The organism is Rhizobium sp. BK008 (assembly GCF_014197345.1).
GTDB classification, from domain to species: Bacteria; Pseudomonadota; Alphaproteobacteria; order Rhizobiales; family Rhizobiaceae; genus Rhizobium; species Rhizobium anhuiense.
Genome location: NZ_JACIFK010000008.1, coordinates 154,055 through 175,491, shown reverse-complemented (window position 1 = coordinate 175,491; position 21,437 = coordinate 154,055). Strand labels below are relative to the sequence as shown.

General features: G+C 62.3%; 15 protein-coding genes. 4 read left to right on the top strand and 11 right to left on the bottom strand.

What is annotated here, in order from left to right:
• The first annotated feature begins 334 nt into the window (after window positions 1-334).
• Together gltB and FHT69_RS26865 are read left to right on the top strand one after the other, a co-directional pair.
• Window positions 335-5,059 (top strand): glutamate synthase large subunit, encoded by a 4,725-nt coding sequence (gene gltB / locus FHT69_RS26870; RefSeq protein WP_183906192.1) that lies wholly within the window; start codon window positions 335-337, stop codon window positions 5,057-5,059.
• Window positions 5,060-5,282: 223 nt separating this feature from the next.
• Window positions 5,283-6,737: a glutamate synthase subunit beta gene (locus tag FHT69_RS26865; RefSeq protein ID WP_028756675.1), complete on the top strand. Its 1,455-nt coding sequence runs from the start codon at window positions 5,283-5,285 to the stop codon at window positions 6,735-6,737.
• Window positions 6,738-7,187: 450 nt separating this feature from the next.
• On the opposite strand, the gene FHT69_RS26860 is transcribed toward FHT69_RS26865, so the two are convergent.
• Both FHT69_RS26860 and FHT69_RS26855 read right to left on the bottom strand, forming a co-directional pair.
• On the bottom strand, window positions 7,188-8,423 hold the full coding sequence (locus FHT69_RS26860; RefSeq protein ID WP_028756674.1) for an SGNH family hydrolase: 1,236 nt from the start codon (window positions 8,421-8,423) through the stop codon (window positions 7,188-7,190).
• Window positions 8,424-8,594: 171 nt separating this feature from the next.
• Window positions 8,595-9,818, bottom strand: a complete 1,224-nt coding sequence (locus FHT69_RS26855) for a lytic murein transglycosylase (protein ID WP_028756673.1) — start codon at window positions 9,816-9,818, stop codon at window positions 8,595-8,597.
• A 204-nt stretch (window positions 9,819-10,022) separates the two neighbouring features.
• Between FHT69_RS26855 and galU the strand changes: the two genes are divergently transcribed.
• Window positions 10,023-10,910, top strand: a complete 888-nt coding sequence (gene galU, locus FHT69_RS26850) for a UTP--glucose-1-phosphate uridylyltransferase GalU (protein WP_003542870.1) — start codon at window positions 10,023-10,025, stop codon at window positions 10,908-10,910.
• Window positions 10,911-10,970: 60 nt separating this feature from the next.
• On the opposite strand, the gene FHT69_RS26845 is transcribed toward galU, so the two are convergent.
• Window positions 10,971-12,515, bottom strand: a complete 1,545-nt coding sequence (locus tag FHT69_RS26845; protein WP_028756672.1) for an outer membrane beta-barrel protein — start codon at window positions 12,513-12,515, stop codon at window positions 10,971-10,973.
• 143 nt (window positions 12,516-12,658) lie between these two features.
• On the opposite strand from FHT69_RS26845, the gene FHT69_RS26840 reads away from it, so the two are divergent.
• Window positions 12,659-13,654, top strand: a complete 996-nt coding sequence (locus FHT69_RS26840) for an SIS domain-containing protein (RefSeq protein ID WP_028756671.1) — start codon at window positions 12,659-12,661, stop codon at window positions 13,652-13,654.
• Window positions 13,655-13,682: 28 nt separating this feature from the next.
• On the opposite strand, the gene FHT69_RS26835 is transcribed toward FHT69_RS26840, so the two are convergent.
• From FHT69_RS26835 to FHT69_RS26800, 8 genes are all read right to left on the bottom strand, one after another.
• Window positions 13,683-14,138 (bottom strand): NfeD family protein, encoded by a 456-nt coding sequence (locus FHT69_RS26835; RefSeq protein WP_028756670.1) that lies wholly within the window; start codon window positions 14,136-14,138, stop codon window positions 13,683-13,685.
• A 3-nt stretch (window positions 14,139-14,141) separates the two neighbouring features.
• Window positions 14,142-15,182, bottom strand: coding sequence for an SPFH domain-containing protein (locus FHT69_RS26830; protein WP_028756669.1), 1,041 nt, complete (start codon window positions 15,180-15,182; stop codon window positions 14,142-14,144).
• Window positions 15,183-15,362: 180 nt separating this feature from the next.
• Window positions 15,363-16,397, bottom strand: a complete 1,035-nt coding sequence (hemH, locus tag FHT69_RS26825) for a ferrochelatase (protein WP_028758602.1) — start codon at window positions 16,395-16,397, stop codon at window positions 15,363-15,365.
• A gap of 125 nt (window positions 16,398-16,522) precedes the next feature.
• Complete coding sequence (locus tag FHT69_RS26820; protein WP_168332536.1) at window positions 16,523-18,448, bottom strand: bifunctional UDP-sugar hydrolase/5'-nucleotidase; 1,926 nt, start codon at window positions 18,446-18,448, stop codon at window positions 16,523-16,525.
• 176 nt (window positions 18,449-18,624) lie between these two features.
• Window positions 18,625-18,945, bottom strand: a complete 321-nt coding sequence (locus FHT69_RS26815; protein WP_028756666.1) for a hypothetical protein — start codon at window positions 18,943-18,945, stop codon at window positions 18,625-18,627.
• 27 nt (window positions 18,946-18,972) lie between these two features.
• Window positions 18,973-19,341, bottom strand: coding sequence for an outer membrane lipoprotein Omp10 (gene omp10 / locus FHT69_RS26810; RefSeq protein WP_028756665.1), 369 nt, complete (start codon window positions 19,339-19,341; stop codon window positions 18,973-18,975).
• 171 nt (window positions 19,342-19,512) lie between these two features.
• Window positions 19,513-20,964 (bottom strand): homospermidine synthase, encoded by a 1,452-nt coding sequence (locus tag FHT69_RS26805; RefSeq protein ID WP_028758600.1) that lies wholly within the window; start codon window positions 20,962-20,964, stop codon window positions 19,513-19,515.
• 187 nt (window positions 20,965-21,151) lie between these two features.
• Window positions 21,152-21,436 carry a YciI family protein gene (locus tag FHT69_RS26800; protein ID WP_132575510.1) on the bottom strand — a complete coding sequence of 95 codons (285 nt, stop codon included), beginning with the start codon at window positions 21,434-21,436 and terminating at the stop codon, window positions 21,152-21,154.
• Between the last annotated feature and the right edge of the window lies 1 nt (window position 21,437).

Below are 21,437 nucleotides of genomic sequence, written 5' to 3'. Positions count from 1 at the left end.
AGAGCGCTCTTGCGGAGCCGAATGCTTTCTGGCATAGAACTGATGAATTAGGACAGTGTTGCTGTCCTATTTTGGCCTTTGTGGCCGAAGAGGCGCCGAAAGCCCTGGAACAGACCGGCTTTCACGCTATAGTTCTTCCGAGCGTCAAAGCCTTGCCGGCGGCGCGCGGAGGCGAATGGCAGGCGCGGAACGCGACGGTTTGCTTTCCTTTGAAGCAGATGTCTGCGGCCGATCTTCACACTGCAACAGCGCTGTCACGCGCCGAACCTATCTTCGGGTTGCGGCGCATGACGAAAAGCCGCCCGCGGCCCCGCGGGCTTCGACAGGAGGAAAGATGATGACGAAGACGCCATCCATGGAATTTGACCGGTTTGCTGCTGCCGAGGTGCGCGCGACGGCCAATATCTCCACATCCGCCTCCGGCCTGCCGAAGAAACAGGGCCTCTACGATCCGCGCAACGAACACGATGCCTGCGGCGTCGGCTTCGTCGCGCATATGAAGGGCCAGAAGTCGCACCAGATCGTCAAGGACGGCCTGTTCATCCTCGAGAACCTGACGCATCGCGGCGCCGTCGGCGCCGATCCGCTGATGGGTGACGGCGCCGGCATCCTGGTGCAGATCCCCGACCGTTTCTTCCGCGAGGAGATGGCCGAGCAGGGCATCACCCTGCCGCCGATCGGCGAATATGGCGTCGGCCATATCTTCATGCCGCGCGATGAAAAGCAGATCGAGCACTTCAAGAAGGTGATCCAAGACGTCATCACCGAGGAAGGCCAGGTCTTCATCGGCTTTCGCGACGTGCCGGTCGACAATTCCTCGCTCTCCAAGGCGCCGGCGATTGCCGCAACCGAGCCGCATCATGTGCAGGTCTTCATCGGCGCCGGCGAGGATGCCGAAAACAACGACGAGTTCGAGCGCCGGCTGTTCACGCTGCGCAAGGTGATCTCCAACCGTATCTATGATGAGTTCGACGGCGAGGAGAGCAATTTCTATCCGGTGTCGCTGTCGTCGGCGACGGTGGTCTACAAGGGCATGTTCCTGGCCTATCAGGTCGGCGTCTATTACAAGGACCTGTCGGATCCGCGCTTCGAAAGCGCGGTCGCCCTGGTGCACCAGCGTTTCTCGACCAACACCTTCCCGTCGTGGAAGCTCGCGCATCCCTACCGCATGGTCGCCCATAACGGCGAGATCAACACGCTGCGCGGCAACGTCAACTGGATGGCGGCGCGCCAGGCGTCGGTCTCCTCGCCGCTGTTCGGTGAGGACATTTCCAAGCTCTGGCCGATTTCCTATGAGGGTCAGTCGGATACGGCCTGTTTCGACAACGCGCTCGAATTCCTGGTGCGCGGCGGTTATTCGATGGCACATGCGGTGATGATGCTGATCCCGGAAGCCTGGGCCGGCAACCAATCGATGGCGGCCGACCGCAAGGCGTTCTACGAATATCATGCCGCTCTGATGGAGCCCTGGGACGGTCCGGCTGCCGTGGCCTTCACCGATGGCAAGCAGATCGGTGCTACGCTCGACCGCAACGGCCTGCGGCCGGCGCGCTACCTCGTCACCGATGACGACCGCGTCATCATGGCGTCCGAAGCCGGCGTGCTGCCGGTTCCGGAAGAGAAGATCATCCAGAAGTGGCGCCTGCAGCCGGGCAAGATGCTGCTGATTGACATGGAGGAAGGCCGCATCATCTCCGACGACGAGGTGAAGTCGCAGCTGGCGACGGCGCATCCCTATCGCAGCTGGCTGAACCGCACCCAGCTCATCCTCGAAGATCTGAAGCCGGTGGAGCCACGGGCGCTGCGCCGCGACGTGTCGTTGCTCGATCGCCAGCAGGCCTTCGGCTACACGCTCGAGGATACTCGCATCCTGATGTCGCCGATGGCGACGACGGGCCAGGAGGCGATCGGCTCGATGGGCACGGATACGCCGATCTCGGCGATGTCGGAAAAGCCGAAGCTGCTCTACACTTATTTCAAGCAGAACTTCGCGCAGGTGACCAACCCGCCGATCGACCCGATCCGCGAGGAACTGGTCATGAGCCTGGTGTCCTTCATCGGGCCGCGGCCGAACATTCTCGACCACGAGGGCGCGGCGAACGCCAAGCGGCTTGAAGTGCGTCAGCCGATCCTGACCAACGGCGATCTCGAGAAGATCCGCTCGATCGGTCATACGGAAGATCGTTTCGACACCAAGACGCTCGATTTCACCTATGATATCGAGCGTGGCGCCGAAGGCATGCCGGAGATGCTCGACCGACTCTGCGAGCGCGCGGAAGCGGCCGTCAAGGGCGGCTACAACATCATCGTGCTCTCCGACCGCCAGATTGGCCCGGACCGGATCGCCATTCCGGCGCTGCTGGCGACGGCGGCCGTACACCATCACCTGATCCGCAAGGGGCTCCGCACCTCGGTCGGTCTCGTCGTCGAGACCGGCGAACCGCGCGAAGTGCATCATTTCTGCCTGCTCGCCGGCTACGGCGCCGAGGCGATCAACCCCTATCTCGCCTTCGACACGCTGCTCGACATGCATGCCAAGGGCGAATTCCCGAAGGAAGTGGATGCTTCCGAAATCGTCTACCGCTACATCAAGGCGGTCGGCAAAGGCATCCTCAAGGTCATGTCGAAGATGGGTATCTCGACCTATCAATCCTATTGCGGGGCGCAGATCTTCGATGCGATCGGCCTACAGTCGGAACTCATCGACAAATATTTCTTCGGGACCGCGACGATGATCGAAGGTGTCGGCCTCGAGGCGATTGCCGCCGAAACCGTCGCCCGCCATAACGCGGCCTTCGGCAAGGATCCGCTTCTTGCGACGACGCTCGACATCGGCGGCGAATATGCCTACCGCATGCGCGGCGAAAGCCACGCCTGGACGCCGGATGCAGTCGCTGCCCTTCAGCATGCGGTGCGCGGCAATGCCGAGGATCGCTACCGCGAATTCGCCGAGATGGTGAACAATTCAGCGCTGCGCATGAACACGATCCGCGGCCTCTTCAGGATGAAGAGCGCCGAGGCGCTCGGCCGCACGCCGGTTTCGATCGACGAGGTCGAGCCGGCGGCCGATATCGTCAGGCGTTTCTCGACGGGAGCGATGTCCTTCGGCTCGATCTCCAGGGAGGCGCATACGACGTTGGCGATCGCCATGAACCGGATCGGCGGCAAGTCGAACACCGGCGAGGGCGGCGAGGAATCCGACCGCTACATGCCGCTGGCCGACGGTTCGATGAACCCGGAACGTTCGGCGATCAAGCAGATTGCCTCGGGCCGCTTCGGCGTCACCACCGAATATCTCGTCAATGCCGACGTGCTGCAGATCAAGGTGGCGCAAGGCGCCAAGCCTGGCGAAGGCGGCCAGCTGCCGGGTCACAAGGTTGACGCGACGGTTGCCAAGACCCGCCACTCGACGCCGGGTGTCGGCCTGATTTCGCCGCCGCCGCACCACGACATCTATTCCATCGAAGATCTGGCACAGCTGATCTACGATTTGAAGAACGTCAACCCGACCTCGGATGTCTCGGTCAAGCTCGTCTCCGAAGTCGGCGTCGGCACGGTCGCCGCCGGCGTCGCCAAGGCGCGCGCCGACCATATCACGGTCGCCGGCTTCGACGGCGGCACGGGTGCATCGCCGCTGACTTCGCTCAAGCATGCCGGCAGCCCCTGGGAAATCGGCCTTGCCGAGACCCAGCAGACGCTGGTGCTGAACGGCTTGCGCTCGCGTGTCGCATTGCAGGTGGACGGCGGGTTGAAGACCGGCCGCGACGTCATCATCGGGGCGCTGCTCGGCGCCGACGAGTTCGGCTTCGCCACCGCGCCGCTGATCGCGGCCGGCTGCATCATGATGCGCAAGTGCCATCTCAACACCTGTCCGGTGGGCGTGGCAACCCAGGATCCGGTGCTGCGCAAGCGCTTCAAGGGCACGCCGGAGCACGTCATCAACTACTTCTTCTTCGTCGCCAACGAAGTGCGCGAAATTCTCGCCTCGCTCGGCTTCACCCGGCTCGACGAGATCATCGGCGCTTCGGAGCTGTTGGAGAAGGACGAGATGCTGGCGCACTGGAAGGCCAAGGGCCTCGACTTCAGCCGCATCTTCCACAAGGTCGATGCCGCCAAGGAGGAGACCTTCTGGACGAGCCGGCAGCAGCACCCGATCGACGACATTCTCGACCGTGTGCTGATCGAGCAGGCACAGCCGGCGCTGACCGCCAAGACACCCGTTGCCTTCGAGGTCGGCATCAAGAACGTCGACCGTTCGGCGGGCGCGATGCTCTCCGGCGAGGTCGCCAAGCGCTTCCGCCACCGCGGGCTGAAGGAAGACACGATCAATGTCACACTTCGCGGTACGGCGGGGCAGAGCTTCGGCGCCTTCCTGGCGCGTGGCGTCACCTTCAACCTGATCGGCGACGGCAACGACTATGTCGGCAAGGGGCTTTCGGGCGGCAAGATCATCATCCGCCCGCCGGAGAATTCGCGGATCGTGGCCGAGAACTCGATCATCGTCGGCAACACCGTGCTTTACGGTGCGACCGAGGGCGAATGCTACTTCCGGGGTGTGGCGGGCGAACGTTTCGCTGTGCGCAATTCGGGTGCGATCGCCATCGTTGAGGGTGTCGGCGACCATGGCTGCGAATATATGACCGGCGGCGTCGTCGTCGTGCTTGGCGCCACGGGCCGTAACTTCGCGGCCGGCATGTCCGGCGGTGTCGCCTATGTGCTCGATGAAACCGGCGATTTCGCCAGCCGCTGCAACATGGCGATGGTCGAACTCGAGCCGGTGCCCGAGGAGGACGACATGCTGGAGAAGCTGCATCATCACGGCGGCGATCTCATGCACAAGGGACGTGTCGACGTTTCCGGCGACATGACGCGCCACGACGAGGAGCGCCTCTACCAGCTGATCTCCAACCATCTGCACTATACGGGTTCAACCCGCGCCAAGCAGATCCTCGACAGCTGGGCCGACTACCGTCCGAAGTTCCGCAAGGTCATGCCGGTCGAATACCGCCGTGCGCTCGAGGAAATGGAGCGCAGCCGGATGGGCATCGCCGCGGAATGATTTGCACTGGGACATCCGTCACCTGCTGACCGCAGGTGACGGATGACGAAAATATCTCGATGACTCCGATCATGCCGACAGCGAAACCTGTCCAGATCGCACGGATGTCTTCCAGGGGATATGCGCCAATGACGGTCAAGAGAAGCAACTTGCCCCGGATACCGGGACTGACGATAGACAGATTGGCTGCGGTGAGGCGGTCATGAGGGTAAGGGACGAAAGCATGGGTAAGGTAACAGGGTTTCTGGAAATCGACCGGCAGGTAGCGAAGTATCAGCCGGCGTCGGATCGTATCCGTCATTTCCGCGAGTTCACGATCCCGATGTCGGACCCGGAAGTGCAGAAACAGGCCGCGCGCTGCATGGACTGTGGCATCCCCTATTGTCACGGCCCGACCGGATGCCCGGTTCACAACCAGATTCCCGATTGGAACGACCTCGTCTACAACAACAACTGGGAAGCGGCGATCCAGAACCTGCATTCGACCAACAACTTCCCTGAGTTCACCGGCCGCGTCTGCCCTGCACCCTGCGAGGAAGCCTGCACGCTGAATCTCGAGGATGCGCCTGTTGCCATCAAGACGGTCGAACAGGCGATCGCCGACAAGGCCTATGAGCTCGGCTTCATCCGGCCGCAGCCGGCGACGGTGCACACCGGCAAGAAGGTCGCCGTCATCGGCTCCGGCCCCGCCGGCATGGCGGCCGCCCAACAGCTCGGCCGCGCCGGCCACGAGGTGCATGTCTACGAGCGCGAGACAAAGCCGGGCGGGCTGCTGCGCTACGGCATCCCCGATTTCAAGATGGAGAAGAACTTCATCGACCGCCGCGTCGAGCAGATGAAAGGCGAGGGCGTCACCTTCCATTGCGGCGTCAATGTCGGCGTCGATGTCAAGGTCGAGCAGCTACTCGCCGATCATGATGCCGTTCTTTACTGCGGCGGCTCCGAGACGCCGCGCGAGGCGGGCATTCCCGGCACCGAGCTTGCGGGCGTCCACGATGCGATGCCCTATCTCGTCCAGCAGAACCGCCGCGTCGGTCGCGAGAACATCGACAGCGTCGGCTGGCCGTCGGACCCGATCCTTGCCGGCGCCAAACATATCGTCGTCGTCGGCGGCGGCGATACGGCTTCGGACTGCGTCGGCACGGCGTTCCGCCAGGGGGCCGTCAAGGTCACCCAGCTCGACATCCGGCCGCAGCCGCCGGAGAAGGAAGACAAGCTTGCCGTCTGGCCGTTCTGGGCGACGAAGATGCGCACCTCCTCCTCGCAGGCCGAAGGCGCCGTGCGGGAATTCCAGGTGGCCACCCTCGAGTTCGTCGGCGAAGACGGCGTGCTGACCGGCGTCAAGTGCTGCGAGGTCGATGAACGCCGGCGGCCGGTTCCGGGCACGGAATTCGTCATCCGGGCCGATCTCGCCTTCATCGCCATCGGTTTCCGCGGCCCGTTCACATCAAGCGTGCTGAAGGAACTCGAAGGCAAGCTGACGCTCAACACCGACAAGCGCGGCTCGACCAACGTCGTCGCCAACGACCGCGACTACAAGACGTCGATCGACAAGTTCTGGACGGCCGGCGACGTGCGCCGCGGTCAGTCGCTGGTGGTCTGGGCGATCCGTGAAGGCCGCCAGGCGGCGCGCGCGATCGACGAGGCATTGATGGGCTCGACCGTCCTGCCGAACTGACCGTCGGCCGCTCACACCTTCAAGAAGACAAGAACTCCGCCCTATCGGCGGAGTTTTTTCATGGAGCGCCGCGCGTCCGCCAGGACGTGATGCGACCGCTTACCGCGGAACCGTGCCGCAAGCCTCGGGCAACGGTAAGGACATCGATGTCAGCGGCCGGAGCGATTTCAGACGAACGACAGCGACGCCTTCTTCGGCCTATCCGGCTCCAACCATTATTATCTGAGCTGGCCGTAGGCGGCGACCTAGACCGGAACGGAGCGAAAGGCTGCTTCACGCACAGCGCGTTGCCGACTGATCTACGATCTAGACTAGAGCTAGCCGAATTGCAGGACGCTGTTACGCAGGAGATGTGCTTTTATGCTCGCCGAAGAGCAGCTTGTAACCGCAAGCACAATGCCGCCCGCCGCGATTGATCGCTGATCCAGCGCAGCAGAGCGGGCGGTCTCTTTATTTGACCGAGACTTCGGCCGGCGCCTTTGCGGCAGGCAGGCGGTAATCGTCAACGCGGCCGGGAGGTGCTGGCGTCATTTCGCCCTGCTCGACCAGGAGGTCGCGCGGCGACCGCGTCAAAGCCACAGGCGGCGGCCTGGCGCCGAGAAGCTCGGCGCCGCCGTCGAGATTGGGATCGGAGAGGCTGATCGGCACGGTATGTTCGACCGGATTGGCGGGGAGGCCGAGGCCGGGCAGATTGCTGGAGTCGAGGCGAATTAGGTCGGGGCTTGCCTGGGTGCCGAGAAGACGCCGGGCCGGCTTTTCCACATAGAAGGCGAGCTTTCGCCGGCCGGCTTGCGTAAGATTAATGCCGTCGGAGGTGCGCAGGCGCACCTGCTGGCCGTTCACATCCGAACCAGTGACGATGAAGGTGCCGTTTTCGTCGACGAAACCATCCCAGATGTCGACGAATTCGCCGCCGATGCTTTCAACCTGGTTGCGGTAAAGCTGATTCATCTGGACGGCATCGGCCGTCATCGAATCGGACTGGAAAGCGGGAAGGCCGACCCAGAGCAGCGGGATCTTGCGGGCGGTGACCTCCTTGCCGAAGGAAAGGACACGGCGGCGATATTCGGTAAACCAGCCATCGGTGCGGAATTTTTCCTTGGCGGTGTCGGTCACCATCTGCTGGCGGTCGTTGGCGCCGATCATGACGACGACCATCGCCGGCTTCAGCTCGTCGATCATCTTCGGCAGCTGTGCCGGCCAGTCGTAATAATCGTCACGAACCAGGCCCGAGGAGACGTTGCCGCGGGCTTCGACGACGACACCGGGCGAGGTCTCGAAGGCGGCGGTGAGGCCGTCGCCGAGGCCGCTCGCCAGGAAATCGCCGACGATCAGGATCTTACGGGCGTCGCCGAGCTTCTGCACCGCCGGCTCCTCCTGCACGGGAGCGCGGACCGGCGGCGCGGTGCGGGTATTGACGATGGCTTTCTGCGCCGGCGGGCGCTTGCGCTGCTGGCGTCTCGGCTGCTGGACATCAGGCGCCTGCGGTGCGTCGTCGAGATAGCGCCGGCCGAGGAGGAAATCGAGGATCGACCGGCGCTGGTAGCGCTGCTCCTGGGCTTCGGCAACCTGCATCGGCGCAAGCGCGCCAACGAATAGCGAAGCCGCCGTCAAGGCGAGCATGAGCCAACGGATTGGGGTGCGATCAGTTTTCTTCGTCATGGGCAGTTCCGCATCTGCCGGCATCTTGCACGTGGGGTAGGCCAGCGTCCACTCTCGCTATCTAGGTCAAGGTTCTGGCTGTTGTAGAGCAGCATGCCGAAAAGTGTGTGTGGTTTTCGGGCGGTGTCATGCCCTACTTTCTTGATCCAAATGCGGGTTCAGCTTCCCGGCGGATTCGGCCGGGATCATCCCGATCTAGCGACGCAGCGCGTTCAGAAGCGGCAAGGAGGGCTCGCCGTCCGGCTGCATGCCGATGCGCTCCTGCACGGCTGATATCGCCGCCTTCGAACCCGAGCCGAAATTGCCGTCGACCTCGCCATTGTAATAGCCGAGTGTCTTCAGACGCGTTTGCAGCTCGAATTTCTCAGTGATATCAAGGGCGCCGTCCGGGCGCGGCCAGCGCTGCTGCATGCCGCCGTAGCCGGCGATCTGGTCGGCCAGCAGGCCGACGGCAAGCGCATAGCTGTCCGAGGCATTGTAGTTCTTGATGGTGAAGAAGTTGGCGGTCATCAGGAAGCCGGGGCCACCGGCTCCGGCCGGCATCTTCAGCATGGCTTTGGTGCCGCCGTCGCGGAAGGCCTTGCCGTTCGGGCGTGTCAGGCCGAGCGCTGCCCATTGGGCCAGCGTATGGGTCTTGCCGGCCTGCTTGGCCGCGGCCGCGGGAACGACGACCTCGTAGCCCCAGGTCTTGCCGGTGTCCCAGCCGTTCTTCATCAGGAGATTGGCCGAAGTCGCCAGCGCATCCGGCACCGAGTTCCAGATATCGCGATGGCCGTTGCCGTCGGCATCGACGGCATAAAGCAGGTAGCTTGTCGGGATGAACTGGGTGTGGCCCATGGCGCCGGCCCAGGAGCCGGTCATTTCGCGAGCCGGCACGTCACCGTTCTGCAGGATCTTCAGCGCGGCGACCAGCTGCTTCTTAGCGAATTTGGCGCGGCTCGGATCGGCATAGGCCAGCGTTGCCAGCGCGCGCGGCACATAGTGCAGCCGGTCGTCCTTGTCGAGAATCGCGCCGTAATTCGATTCCATCGACCAGATGGCGAGCAGAATGGTCTTGTCGACGCCGAATCGCCGCTCGATCGCATCGAGTGTTCTTGCGTGTTTGGCGGCCATCTCGCGGCCGATCTTGACCGTGTAGGGATTGACGCGGGAATCGACATAGTCCCAGATCTTCGAGGTGAATTCCGGCTGATAGGCGGCCTTTTCGAGCACGGTCGGATCAGGCTCGCTCACCCCGGAAAAGGCCTTTTGATAAGTTGCCTTACTGATGCCACTCTGAGCGGCTGTTTGGTAAAAATCCGCGATCCATTTCTGGAACCGGGAATCAGCTCTAGCGTTGTCGGGGACCAGCCCCACCTGGGCGGCGACAATGAGGGCGAGAGCAAGACCACGAAGGGAGTTTTTGTGATTCTGGGTCATCGACAGTCGTATCCGTCATCTTCAGTTTCCGGGGACAGCGAGGCATCATGTCCGCGCCAGAACCAAGACTACAGGAACGGAGTCAACAAATTCTTTACCATAGCGAACCGCTGCGGTCACCATTGCAAAACAGTAGCAATTCTATACTAGTTAAGGCTAAAAAGCCCTATTTCCAAAGCGATATGATCGAAGCAGGAGGCCGGTGTGGCTCAACACAACAAAGTTCGTAAAGCAGTATTTCCGGTGGCCGGATTGGGGACGCGATTCCTGCCGGCGACAAAGGCTGTTCCGAAGGAAATGTTGACCGTCGTCGACAAGCCAATCATTCAGTATGTCGTCGATGAGGCGATCGAGGCCGGGATCGAACATCTGGTGTTCGTCACCGGACGCAATAAGCACGTCATCGAAGACTATTTCGACATCCATTTCGAGCTGGAACAGACGCTGCGCGAGCGCGCCAAGAAGGCGGAGATCACCCTTCTGGCCCAGCAATTGCCGAAGGCCGGCACGGTGAGCTTCACCCGACAGCAGGAGCCGCTCGGCCTCGGCCACGCCGTGTGGTGCGCCCGCGAGATCGTCGGCGACGAGCCCTTCGCATTGCTGCTGCCCGATATGATCATGAAGGGCGACAAGGGCTGCATGAAGGGCATGATCGACCTTTACGCCCAGAGCGGCGGCAATATCATCGCCGTCGAGGAATGCGCGCCCGACCAGGCGCATAAATACGGCATCGTCGGCGTCGGCGAAGCGATCGGTGACGGCTTCCGCATCACCGGCATGGTGGAAAAGCCTGCCAAGGGGACGGCGCCTTCCAACTTCTTCATCAACGGCCGCTACATCCTGCAGCCGGAGATCTTCAAGATCCTCGAAACCCAGGAGCGCGGCGCTGGCAACGAGATCCAGCTCACCGACGGCATGCTGAAGCTGCTGAAGGAACAGGATTTCGCCGGTTACCACTTCCGCGGCGCGACCTACGACTGCGGCGCCAAGGACGGCTTCATCCTGGCAAACGTCGCCTTCGCTCTCGAACGCGCCGATATCCGTCCCTCCGTCGAAGGCGGCTTCAGGGAATTGCTTGCCGGCCTGAAGTAAGGGCTACGCCTGGATTATGAAGTGACAGAACGCCGCGCATCCGGGCTGGATGCGCGGCGTTTAACGTTTCAGCTTGAGGCCGACGCCGGCACGAAATTGCTGCGAGTCGGTGCCTTCCTTGCGCGTCGTCAGCTCGTAGCCGAGTGTGCTGGTCAAATCGAGATAGCGGTTGATGTTCCAGGTCAGGCCGGTCGCGGCGGTATAGACGAGCTCGTCGTTGATGGTGCTATCCGTGGGATAGTCGCGCCATATTACCCCGCCGATCATCGTCCCGACCAGATTGTCGCGCAGCTGGTGGGTGAGCGTCGTCGTCAGTGCGTGCGAGACGTAGCCGCTCTCACCGGCAGTCGTTGAGGGCTGAATGCTGGTTTGCAGGTCGAAATTGACGTCGGTTCCGCGGATCGGCGACCAGAGCAGGCTTGCATCGAGTGTCGCCGTATCGATCGAGGACAGGCGGCTGTCTTCGAAATCGGCCTGCTCGTAACCGACGCCGACTTCACCCTTCAGTTTCTCGCCGAGATCGACTTCGACGCCCACCTTGGCGCCATAGCTGTGCCCCGAGCGCTCATAGCCGGCCGAGTCGCGCGTTTCGTCATAGATCGTGCGGCCGATGTTGGCTTCGATGAAGGGGATGAGCGCGGGGGACAGCTCGTAGCCGACGCGGCCGCGCAGCGTACCCGTCGTCTGGTCGCGATCGCTGAGGGTGACGGTCGTGCCGTTCGAAAGCTTGGCATCCGAATAAATCGAGCGGGTCATGGCAAGGGCCGTCGTCCCGCGTAGAATGCCGAAATCGCGCTGGACGGAGGCGCCGGCCGAAAATTCCTGTACATCAGACTGCTGCGCGGCATTGGCGATGGCGTCGGGATCGTCCGTATCCTCGCGGTAGAAATTGTAACCGGCGGTCAGGTGCGCCGTGGTGTCGTCGGGAAGATCGAGCCTGAGGTCGCTGTTGATCTTGAAGGAGGGCTGTTCTTCGCCCTCGCCACTGATATTCCTCTGATAGGCACCTTCCGAGGTTACGGACAGTTGATGGCGGCCCCAGTCGGAGGTCAAGGTCGCTGCTGCGTCTGTTTCGAAAAAGGCGCGCCGCTGTCGGGTATTGCCGTCCTTGGTGGTCTCGGTGTTGATGCTCTGGGTGACGCTCGGGCGGAGCACGAACGTGCCGATCGGGATTCCCGGCGTTTCCTCCGTCGAGGCGCTTGTGGCAGCCCTGCGGCGCGGCAGCGTCTCGTCGAGCGGCGCTTCGCGGGTGTTCAGCCGGCGTATGTCCTCGTCGAGGATGGAGCCGGTAATGTCGTCGCCGGCCTGCGCATCCGGTATGGCTGGCCTCTGCTGGGCATCGTCGGCATTCGCGGTCGCACCATTTGCCGCAGTCGCGGCGGCACCGTCGGTCTCGTCATCGAAACCGGTGGCGGCGGCGTTGTTAGTGGTGCTGTTGTCCTGATTGGCCGCGGAGCGGCTGTTTGCCATCCCTGCCGGCTGTGCGGCGGACTGCGCAAGGGCTGCCGTCTGGGCAAGAATCAGGCCTCCGAACGCGGCAAAAGAGACGGCACGGCTCATGGCGCGGAGCGGCGTCACACTGCTCGTCTGTTTTGGCTGGCCCATGCAATTCGCGCCTGACATGCTTTCGGTTCTTACCCAAAGGTAAAGCCTTGTGGTTAATCATTCGTTGCCGTCAGCGGGCGCCGTTCACATTTCGGAAAGAGTGCGGGGTGGACTTGGAAAGTGAAAAGGTCTAACGCAACTTCATGAACAGAAGAGCGATAAACCTCGTTGAAAACAGCGTGCTCGAATCGGCAAAACGCACGATAGAGACCGAAAGACGCGGTCTTGAAGCGCTGGAACGGGCCCTTGACAATGGCTTGGCCGATCCTCTGACACGGGCCGTCGAAGTCATCGGCGACATCTCCGGCCGCGTCATCGTCACCGGCGTCGGCAAGAGCGGCCATATCGGGGCCAAGCTCGCGGCGACATTCGCTTCAACCGGGACACCTGCCTTTTTCGTGCATGCGGCCGAAGCCAATCACGGCGACCTCGGCATGATCGAGCGCGACGATGTCGTGCTGGCGATTTCCAAAGGCGGCGAGAGCGCCGAGCTCAAGAGCATCATCTCCTTCACCCGGCGCTTCTCCATTCCGCTGATCGCAATCACCTGCAGCGACCGTTCCTCGCTGGCGACCGCCGCCGATATCGTCCTTCTGGTGCCGAACGAACAGGAGGCCTGCCCCAATGGGCTGGCGCCGACGACCTCGACGCTGATGCAGCTTGCGCTCGGCGACGCGCTGGCAGTGGCGCTCCTGGAAGCGCGCGGCTTTACCGCCACGGATTTCCATGTCTTCCATCCCGGCGGCAAGCTGGGCGCCAGCCTGATGCATGTCGCCGATATCATGCATACCGGCGAGCAGCTGCCGCTCGTTGCCAAGGGCACGCCGATGCCGGAGGCGATCACGGTGCTGTCGCGCAAGCATTTCGGCTGCGTCGGCGTGTTGGATGAGGATGGCCGGCTTTGCGGCATCGTCACCGAAGGCGATATGGCGCGCAATCTGACCCGCAATCTGGCCGAGCTCGCGGTCGACGATATCATGACCAAGACGCCAAAGACGGTGAAGCCGACGATACTGGCGACCGCGGCGCTGGCGCTGCTCAACCAGCATCATATCGGCGCGCTGATCGTCATCGACGACGACCGCCGGCCGGTCGGACTGGTGCATTTCCACGACCTGCTGCGCATCGGCGTCGCCTGATCAAGCTCGTTCGATCAGGCTCGTTTGATCAGATGGGCTCGACCGTCAGGTCGCGGCCGTTGCTTGAAACCACCTTCACCTGTGTTCCCACCGGCAGATCGGGTCCCATCACCTGCCATAGCGTATCGTCGAGGCGGATGCGGCCGCGGCCTTCGCGGATCGGTTCGTGCAGCGTCGCCGTGCGGCCGACGAGGCTCGCGCCGCGCTGATTGAGGAAGGGCTCGTCGGTCGTTGCATTGCGCAGCGTCAGCCGCCGGCCGGCGAAGGTCGTGGCAACGGCGAGCAGCGCAAACAGGATCGCCTGCAGTTCCCAGACCCAGAAGGCGCTGTCCCAGAAGAGCAGCGACAGCGCGCCGACGATCAAGGCGGCAAGGCCGATCCAGACCAGGAAGAAGCCGGGTACGATCATTTCCGCGGCGAGCAGCACGAGGCCTGCGACCCACCAGCTCCACGGACCGAGTTCGGCGATGATCTTCGCCAGCATGGCTTATCGCTCCTGATCGGGATTGAAAGGATTGGGAGTCGACGGATTGATCGGCGGCGTCGAGCGCGCCGGTGCGGGGCGCGGACGCGGCGGCAGCGGCGGCGGGGTTGCCGGGCTGTTGCCGGCATCGCCGAAGACCTCGCGGGCAATGGCGCCGATGCCGCCGAGCGAGCTCAAGATGGAAGAGGCTTCCATCGGCATCATGACGATCTTGGAATTGGGCGCCGAACCGATCGAGGTGAGCGCTTCGGTGTATTTCTGCGCAACGAAATAGTTGATCGCCTGGATGTCGCCGGCGGCGATCGCCTCGGAGACCATTTTCGTCGCCTTGGCTTCGGCTTCGGCCAGGCGTTCGCGGGCTTCTGCGTTGCGGAAGGCGGCCTCGCGCTGGCCTTCGGCCTGGAGAATGGCGGATTGCTTGGCGCCTTCGGCTCGGAGGATCTGCGCGTTGCGCGAGCCTTCGGCCTCCAGCACCTGCGCCCGCTTCTCGCGCTCGGCCTTCATCTGGCGGGCCATCGCGTCGACGAGGTCGCGCGGCGGCTGGATGTCCTTGATCTCGACGCGGGTGACCTTGATGCCCCAGGGATGCACGGCCTCGTCGACGACGCGCAGCAGCCGGTCGTTGATCGCATCGCGGTTAGAGAGCAGTTCGTCGAGATCCATCGAACCCATGACCGAACGGATATTGGTCATGGTGAGATTGAGGATGGCGTTTTCGAGGTTGGAGACCTGATAGGCGGCCTGAGCGGCGTTCAGCACCTGATAGAAGGAGACGGCATCCGCCGAAACCGAGGCATTGTCCTTGGTGATCACCTCCTGGGTCGGCACGTTCAGCACCTGTTCCATCACGTTCAACTTGGCGCCGACGCGCTCGATGAACGGGGTGATCAGGTTGAGGCCGGGCTCCAGCGTGCGGGTATACCGCCCGAAGCGCTCGATCGTATAGCGGTAGCCCTGCGGCACGGTCTTGATCCCGGCAAAGAGCACGAGGATGACGAAGATGACCAGCACGATGACGACAATGTCGAAGCCGCCGAACAACATGAAGAATTCCTCCTATCGGCGCATGCGCCCATACACTGATGTGGTGGGGTAGCATGTTCTTTGCGAGGAAGAAATGCCGTATGGATGCTACACATCCGTGTGAGGTGGAGGTTTCCTCTCGGTTGGGTTATTTGGATCTTCGCCAGCTATCCGTGCGGCGATGCTTTCTGAAAAGATCTCTCAGGTCCAGCCCTGCAATTCGCGGCGCACGACCTTTTCCAGCACCTTCATGCCGTCCTCGCCGTCGTTGAGGCAGGGGATATGCGCGAACTTCTCTCCCCCGTTCTCATGGAAAGAATGGGCAGCCTGCTCGGCGATCTCCTCGAGCGTCTCCAGACAGTCGGAGACGAAGCCCGGATTGATGACGGCGATGCGCTTGACGCCGTCCTTGGCGAGCTTCTCCACCGTCTTGTCGGTATAGGGCTGCAGCCATTCCTCCGGCCCGAAGCGGGACTGAAAGGTGACCATGAAGTTTTCCTCGGTCAATCCGAGCCGCTCGCGCAGCAGCCGGCCGGTCTTCTGGCATTGACAGTAATAGGGATCACCCTGCTTGAAATAGGACATGGGGATGCCGTGGAAGGAGGCGAGCAGCATCTCGGGCTTCCAGTCGAGCGTCGAAAGATGTCTTTCGACGGAACTGGCGAGTGCCTCGATATAGGTCTCGTCGTCGTGATAGTCGGGCACGGTGCGCAGCGCCGGCTGCCAGCGCATAGAGAGCAGCTTCTGGAAGGCCTTGTCGTTGACGGTGGCGGTCGTTGCCGCCGCATATTGCGGATAAAGCGGGAAGAGCACGATACGGTCGCATCCCTCTTGCTTCAGCGCGTCGATGCGCGAAGCGATCGACGGCGTACCATAGCGCATCGCCCAGTCGACTTTGACGCTATCAAGATCCTTCAGGCGCTCGGCCATCAGCTCCGACTGGTTGCGGGTGTAGGTGCGGAGATAACTTTCGTTCTTCTCCTTATTCCAGATCAGCTCATAGGCCTTGCCGACCTTCTGCGGGCGGGTGTTGAGCACGATGCCGAACAGGATCGGGTACCACTTCCAGGGCGACCATTCGATGACGCGGCGATCGGTCAGAAATTCCCTGAGATAGCGGCGCATCGACGTGTAATCGGTGCCGTCGGGCGTGCCGAGATTGACCAGCAGGACACCAACCTTGCCTGATTTTACGGCCGGATGGTCCGCCGGGCGGAGTGAAATATCTGCTGTCATTCTGGCCCCAACGCTTTTTTTGTCTCGTCAGCTCATACGCAGCCTGGAGATCGTGGTTCACCCTATAGAAAGAAAAGCCGGCCCGGGAAACCCCGGACCGGCCAGTGGCATCGGGACAAATCGTCTTACTTGGCGGGAACCTCGATCTCCTTGCCAACCGTCAGGTGGCGTGGGTTCGGCTTGCCGTTGGCATCCGACAGCTTCCGCCACAACGTGCCGTCGCCATAGAAGGTTACGGCGAGATCCCAGAATGTGTCGCCGGCGGCAATGACGTGGGTGGACGGCGTCGTTGCGGCAGGTGCGGAGGCTGCCGGCGCCGGTGCGGGTTCCGCTGGTGCCGGAGCGGCAGGTGCCGGTGCAACGGGTGCGGGAGCCGGCTCTGTGGATGGAGCAGGAGCAGCCGGTGCAGCAGGCGCCGGTTCGGAAGCGGAGGGGGCCGGCGCTGCCTGCGCCAGTTCCGCGATGCGGCCATCCGTGTATGGCTTATAGGGCGAATGCGCGGCGACGTATGCCGCGGTCACATCGGCAAGATCCGGGCCGAAATCATAGGCGTTCTGGCCCTCCTTGAAGATCGAATAGCCGTCGCCGCCGGCCCGCATGAAGTTGTTGGTGGCGAGTTTGTAGGTCTTGGCCGGATCGATCGGCGCGAAATTGGCGCCGTCCTTCACCTGAACATCGCTGACACGGCCGCCGGCGGGCTTCGACGGGTCGAAGGAGAATTTCAGGCCGGCGACCTGCGGAAAGCGGCCGGCGCTCTGGTCGATCTGGCTGACGCCGTTTTCGAGCGCCTTGACGACGTCTGCGCCGGTCAATTCAAAAGTGGCGAGCGTGTTCTGGAAAGGCAGGACGGTGATGACCTCGCCCTGGGTGACCTCGCCGCCGTCGATCGACGCGCGCAGGCCGCCACCGTTCTGGACGGCGATGGTGACACCCTGGTTCTTCGTACGGTCGAGCATGGCGTCAGCCACCAGATTGCCCATCGAGCATTCCTTGACGCGGCAGACCTTGCGATCGCCCTCGATCGGGCTTTCGGAGGAGCCGATGACCTTGTTGCGCAGTTCCTCGATCGGCTTTGCCAGTTCGGCGATGCGGGTAATGACAGCCGGATCGGGCGTGAAGGTGGAATCGATCAGGATTGGATCGCCCTTGGCATCCTTGACGACGCCGTTGTCGTCGAAATTGACGACGAGATCGCCGAGATACTTGCTGTAGGAAGCGGCCTGGACGACCGGCACCTTGTAGCCGCCGGGATTGTCGACCATCGTCGGATAGGGGCCTTCGGCCTTCGGGTCGGTGTTGGAGAGCAGGCTATGGGAGTGGCCGCCGACGACGACATCGACGTCCGGAATCTTGGCGATCAGGGCGAGATCGCGGGGATAACCGACATGGGTCAGCGCGATGATCTTGTTGACGCCCTGGCCCTTCAGATCCTGGACGGCTGACGTAATGGCCTGGACGTCATCTGATATCGTGACGTTCGGACCGGGGGAGGACAGCTCGGGGGTATCATTGGTTACGGCGCCGACGATGCCGATCTTCTGGCCGCCGACATCGAGCACCAGCGAGGGCTTGATGCGGTCGCCGAGCTTGGAGGCAGCCGTCGCCTTGACGTTCGCCGTCACGACAGGGAACTGCACCTTGTCGAGGAAGGTCGCAAGCCCGTCCTCGCTGTCGTCGAATTCATGATTGCCGACGGTCATGGCGTCGAACTTCATCAGGTTGAGGAATTCGGCTTCGGCCGCTCCCTTGTAGGTCGTGTAGAACAGCGAGCCCTGGAAATTGTCGCCGGCGTTCAGGAGGACGACGTTCTTGCCGGATAGCGCCTGACGGCGCTGGTCGATCGCGGTCTTCAGGCGGGCAGCACCCCCGAAGCATTCCTTCTTGCCTTCCTCCTCGGCCGAGCAGGTGGAGTCGAATTTGTTGATCGATTCGATGCGCGAATGGAAATCGTTGATATGAAGAATATTAAGTTCGTAATCCGCAAAGGCGGCACCCGCGCTCAGCGCCAGCATGGACGCGGTCAAAAGACCGAAGCTGAAAGACTTCGTCATCCCTGTTCTCCTGATTGAGGCGAAAGATTCCCCTGATCCCTCGCCGTTCCCTTTCATTGTGCGCCGGGGCGATTGCCCGGCCTTCGGATTGTTCCATCAGACGATGTGCAACCGCAAGAGAAAGCTGGGCCAGGCAGGGCGCTTTCCAAGGGGACAGGGCAAAAAAGCCGGGCTGCTTATCCCTGGCATTCGCCATCGGCCGCGTTTCGGTAGAGTTCGTGTACGGCCTCGGCAATATTCGGAACTGTCGCCAGCGCGATGACCAAACAGAAAAGGGCAAAGAGGCGATGAAAGCGCCGGCCGGTCCGGTAGACCAGAAATGCGCCCGCACCATAAATCAGGATTGCCGGTACGGCGAAGATCAGCACCTGCAGCGGCCCGTCGCAATCGGGAGCGGCGATGCCCTGGGCACGATAGACATTGGCCGGCAAAATAACGGCAAGTGCCGCAAGCGGCATTGCAAGCAGCAGAACGAGGTAAAAGGCGAAGGCCCGCATGGTGTGCCTAGCCTATCGCCTCATCTTTCAGCCGCGGCGGGAAAGCGTGAACTGTGCGCCGGAATCGGAGGTGCAGTTCAACTGGCTCGGATTGACGAGAGCGCAATTGACCTTGGACTGGGTCTTGCGCACCAGCGAGGTCATGTTGATCTCGACCAGGGTCGGCGAAGTGTTGATATAGGTGCCCGAGGCGAGAAGCTGGTTGCTATCGGTGGTGCGGGTGGTGAAAGTGCCGCCCTGGAAGGTGGAAACGATGCCGTTCGGATCGCTCCAATTGCCTTCGACGCCGGTGGCGACGGGTGCGGTTGCAACCGGCAGGCGACGCGGCTCCGATGAAACACAGGCGGCAAGAGCGGCGGCTGCGCCGACAAGAACGAGACCAGTTCTGATTTTCATAAGGCTTCTCCCGGCGAATCGGCGCGGCGGACACCCGCCAAGTTCGGGCAAAACATGGCGCGCGCCCGGCTTGAAGGCAAGCCTTGGAGGGGCAGCGGCCAGCATTTAGACAGCAGGCGTTACAAAAATGCCCGCCTTGCGGCGGGCATTGTCAAAGCCGAGGAACTGATCTCAGCGAACCAGAATGTTCCGGAACTGCCACGGATCCTTGGTGTCGATATCTTCCGGGAAGAGGCCCGGACGGCCGTCGAGGGGTGTCCAGTCGGTGTAGTGACCTTCGACCGGGCCGAGATAGGGCATCTGCACTTCGAGGCAGCGCTTGTAGTCGATCTCGTCGGCTTCGACGATGCCGGCTGTCGGGTTTTCCAGCGCCCAGACCATGCCGGCGAGAACGGCTGATGTGACCTGCAGGCCGGTGGCGTTCTGGTAGGGCGCGATGCGGCGGGTTTCTTCCAGCGACAGCCGCGAGCCGTACCAGTAGGCGTTCTTCTCATGACCGTAGAGCAGGACGCCGAGTTCGTCGATGCCGTCCTCGAGCTCGTCCTCGTCGAGAACGTGATGGACCGGCTGCGGGGTGCCGCCATTGCCGAACATCTCATGCAGCGAGAGCACGGCGTCGTTGGCCGGGTGGTAGGCATAGTGGCAGGTCGGGCGGAAGGTCACTTCGCCGTCCTTGTCGCGCACGGTGAAATAGTCGGCGATCGAGATCGACTCATTGTGGGTGACGAGGAAGCCATATTGCGGGCCGGGCGTCGGGCACCAGGTCCGCACGCGGGTGTTGGCGCCCGGCTGTTCCAGGTAGATCGCCGCCTTGTTGCCCTTCTTGTGCTTCTTGGCATTCTTCGGCATCCACTCTTCATGGGTGCCCCAGCCGAGTTCGGCCGGCTGCATGCCTTCGGAGATGAAGCCTTCGACGGACCAGGTGTTCCAGAAGACGTTGAGCGGCTTCGGATGCTTGGTGCGCTGGGTATCACGCTCGGCGATGTGGACGCCCTTGACGCCGAGCTTCTTCATCAGCTTTGCCCAGCCTTCGCGATCGTGCTGGTCCGGCTCGTCGAATTTCAGGCCGGTGTCGTTGGCGAGGTTGACGAGCGCCTGCTTGACGAACCAGGAGACCATGCCCGGATTGGCGCCGCAGGTGGAGACGGCGGTGGCGCCGCCCGGGTTCTTCGCCTTTTCCTTGCGCACGGTTTCGCGCAGCGCATAGTTGGTGCGGTCGGCATTGCTCATACCCTTGTCGAAATAGAAGCCGAGCCAGGGTTCGACGACGGTGTCGACGTAGAGCACGTCATGCTTGCGGCAGAGCTTGATGAGGTCGAGCGAGGAGGTGTCGACCGAGAGGTTGACGCAGAAACCCTGGCCTTCGCCTTCCGTCAGCAGCGGCTTCAGCAGTTCCTTGTAATTCTCCTTGGTGACATATTCCTTGATATGGCGAACGCCATGCTTCTTCAGGATCTCCATGTCGGAGGGCTCTTCGCGCGGGTCGATGACGACCATCCGGCTCTTGTCGAATTTGAAATGGCGCTCGATCAGGGGCAGGGTGCCGCGGCCGATGGAGCCAAAGCCGATCATCACGATCGGACCGGTAATTTCGGCATATACCGGATAGTTCTGTTCCGTCATTCTTTTCTCCTGTGGAAGGCGACGAAGGCGTTCAGCCCGAAGAATTATTTGAAATTGCCGCAGAGAGTGCGAAGTGACCGGCTCTAATCACAAAACGACGTCACAATAAAGAGCGTTGACGGGGAAAGGCCAAATATCGGTCGGCGATGGAGGCCGGCGCGACTATCCACGATCGGTTCGCGTAGATTCAGCGCTTCAGGATTTCCAGCCCTTCGACCACCGTCGTTACGGCAAGCTCGGTGATTTCGTATTCGGCGATGCCGTGGATGGTGAAGGGATCGGCGGCGACATAGGCCTCGATCGCGGCGCGCTCGCCGATCGCCAGGATGACGCCACCGGTGCGCGGCACCTTGCGGCCGGAGGCGAGGAACCAGCCCTTCGCATAACCCCCCTTCACCCAGGCCATATGCGGCTCCATCTGCCCGTCGGCTTCATCGTTGGACTTGAGATAGGTGAGGGAGAGAATGAACATG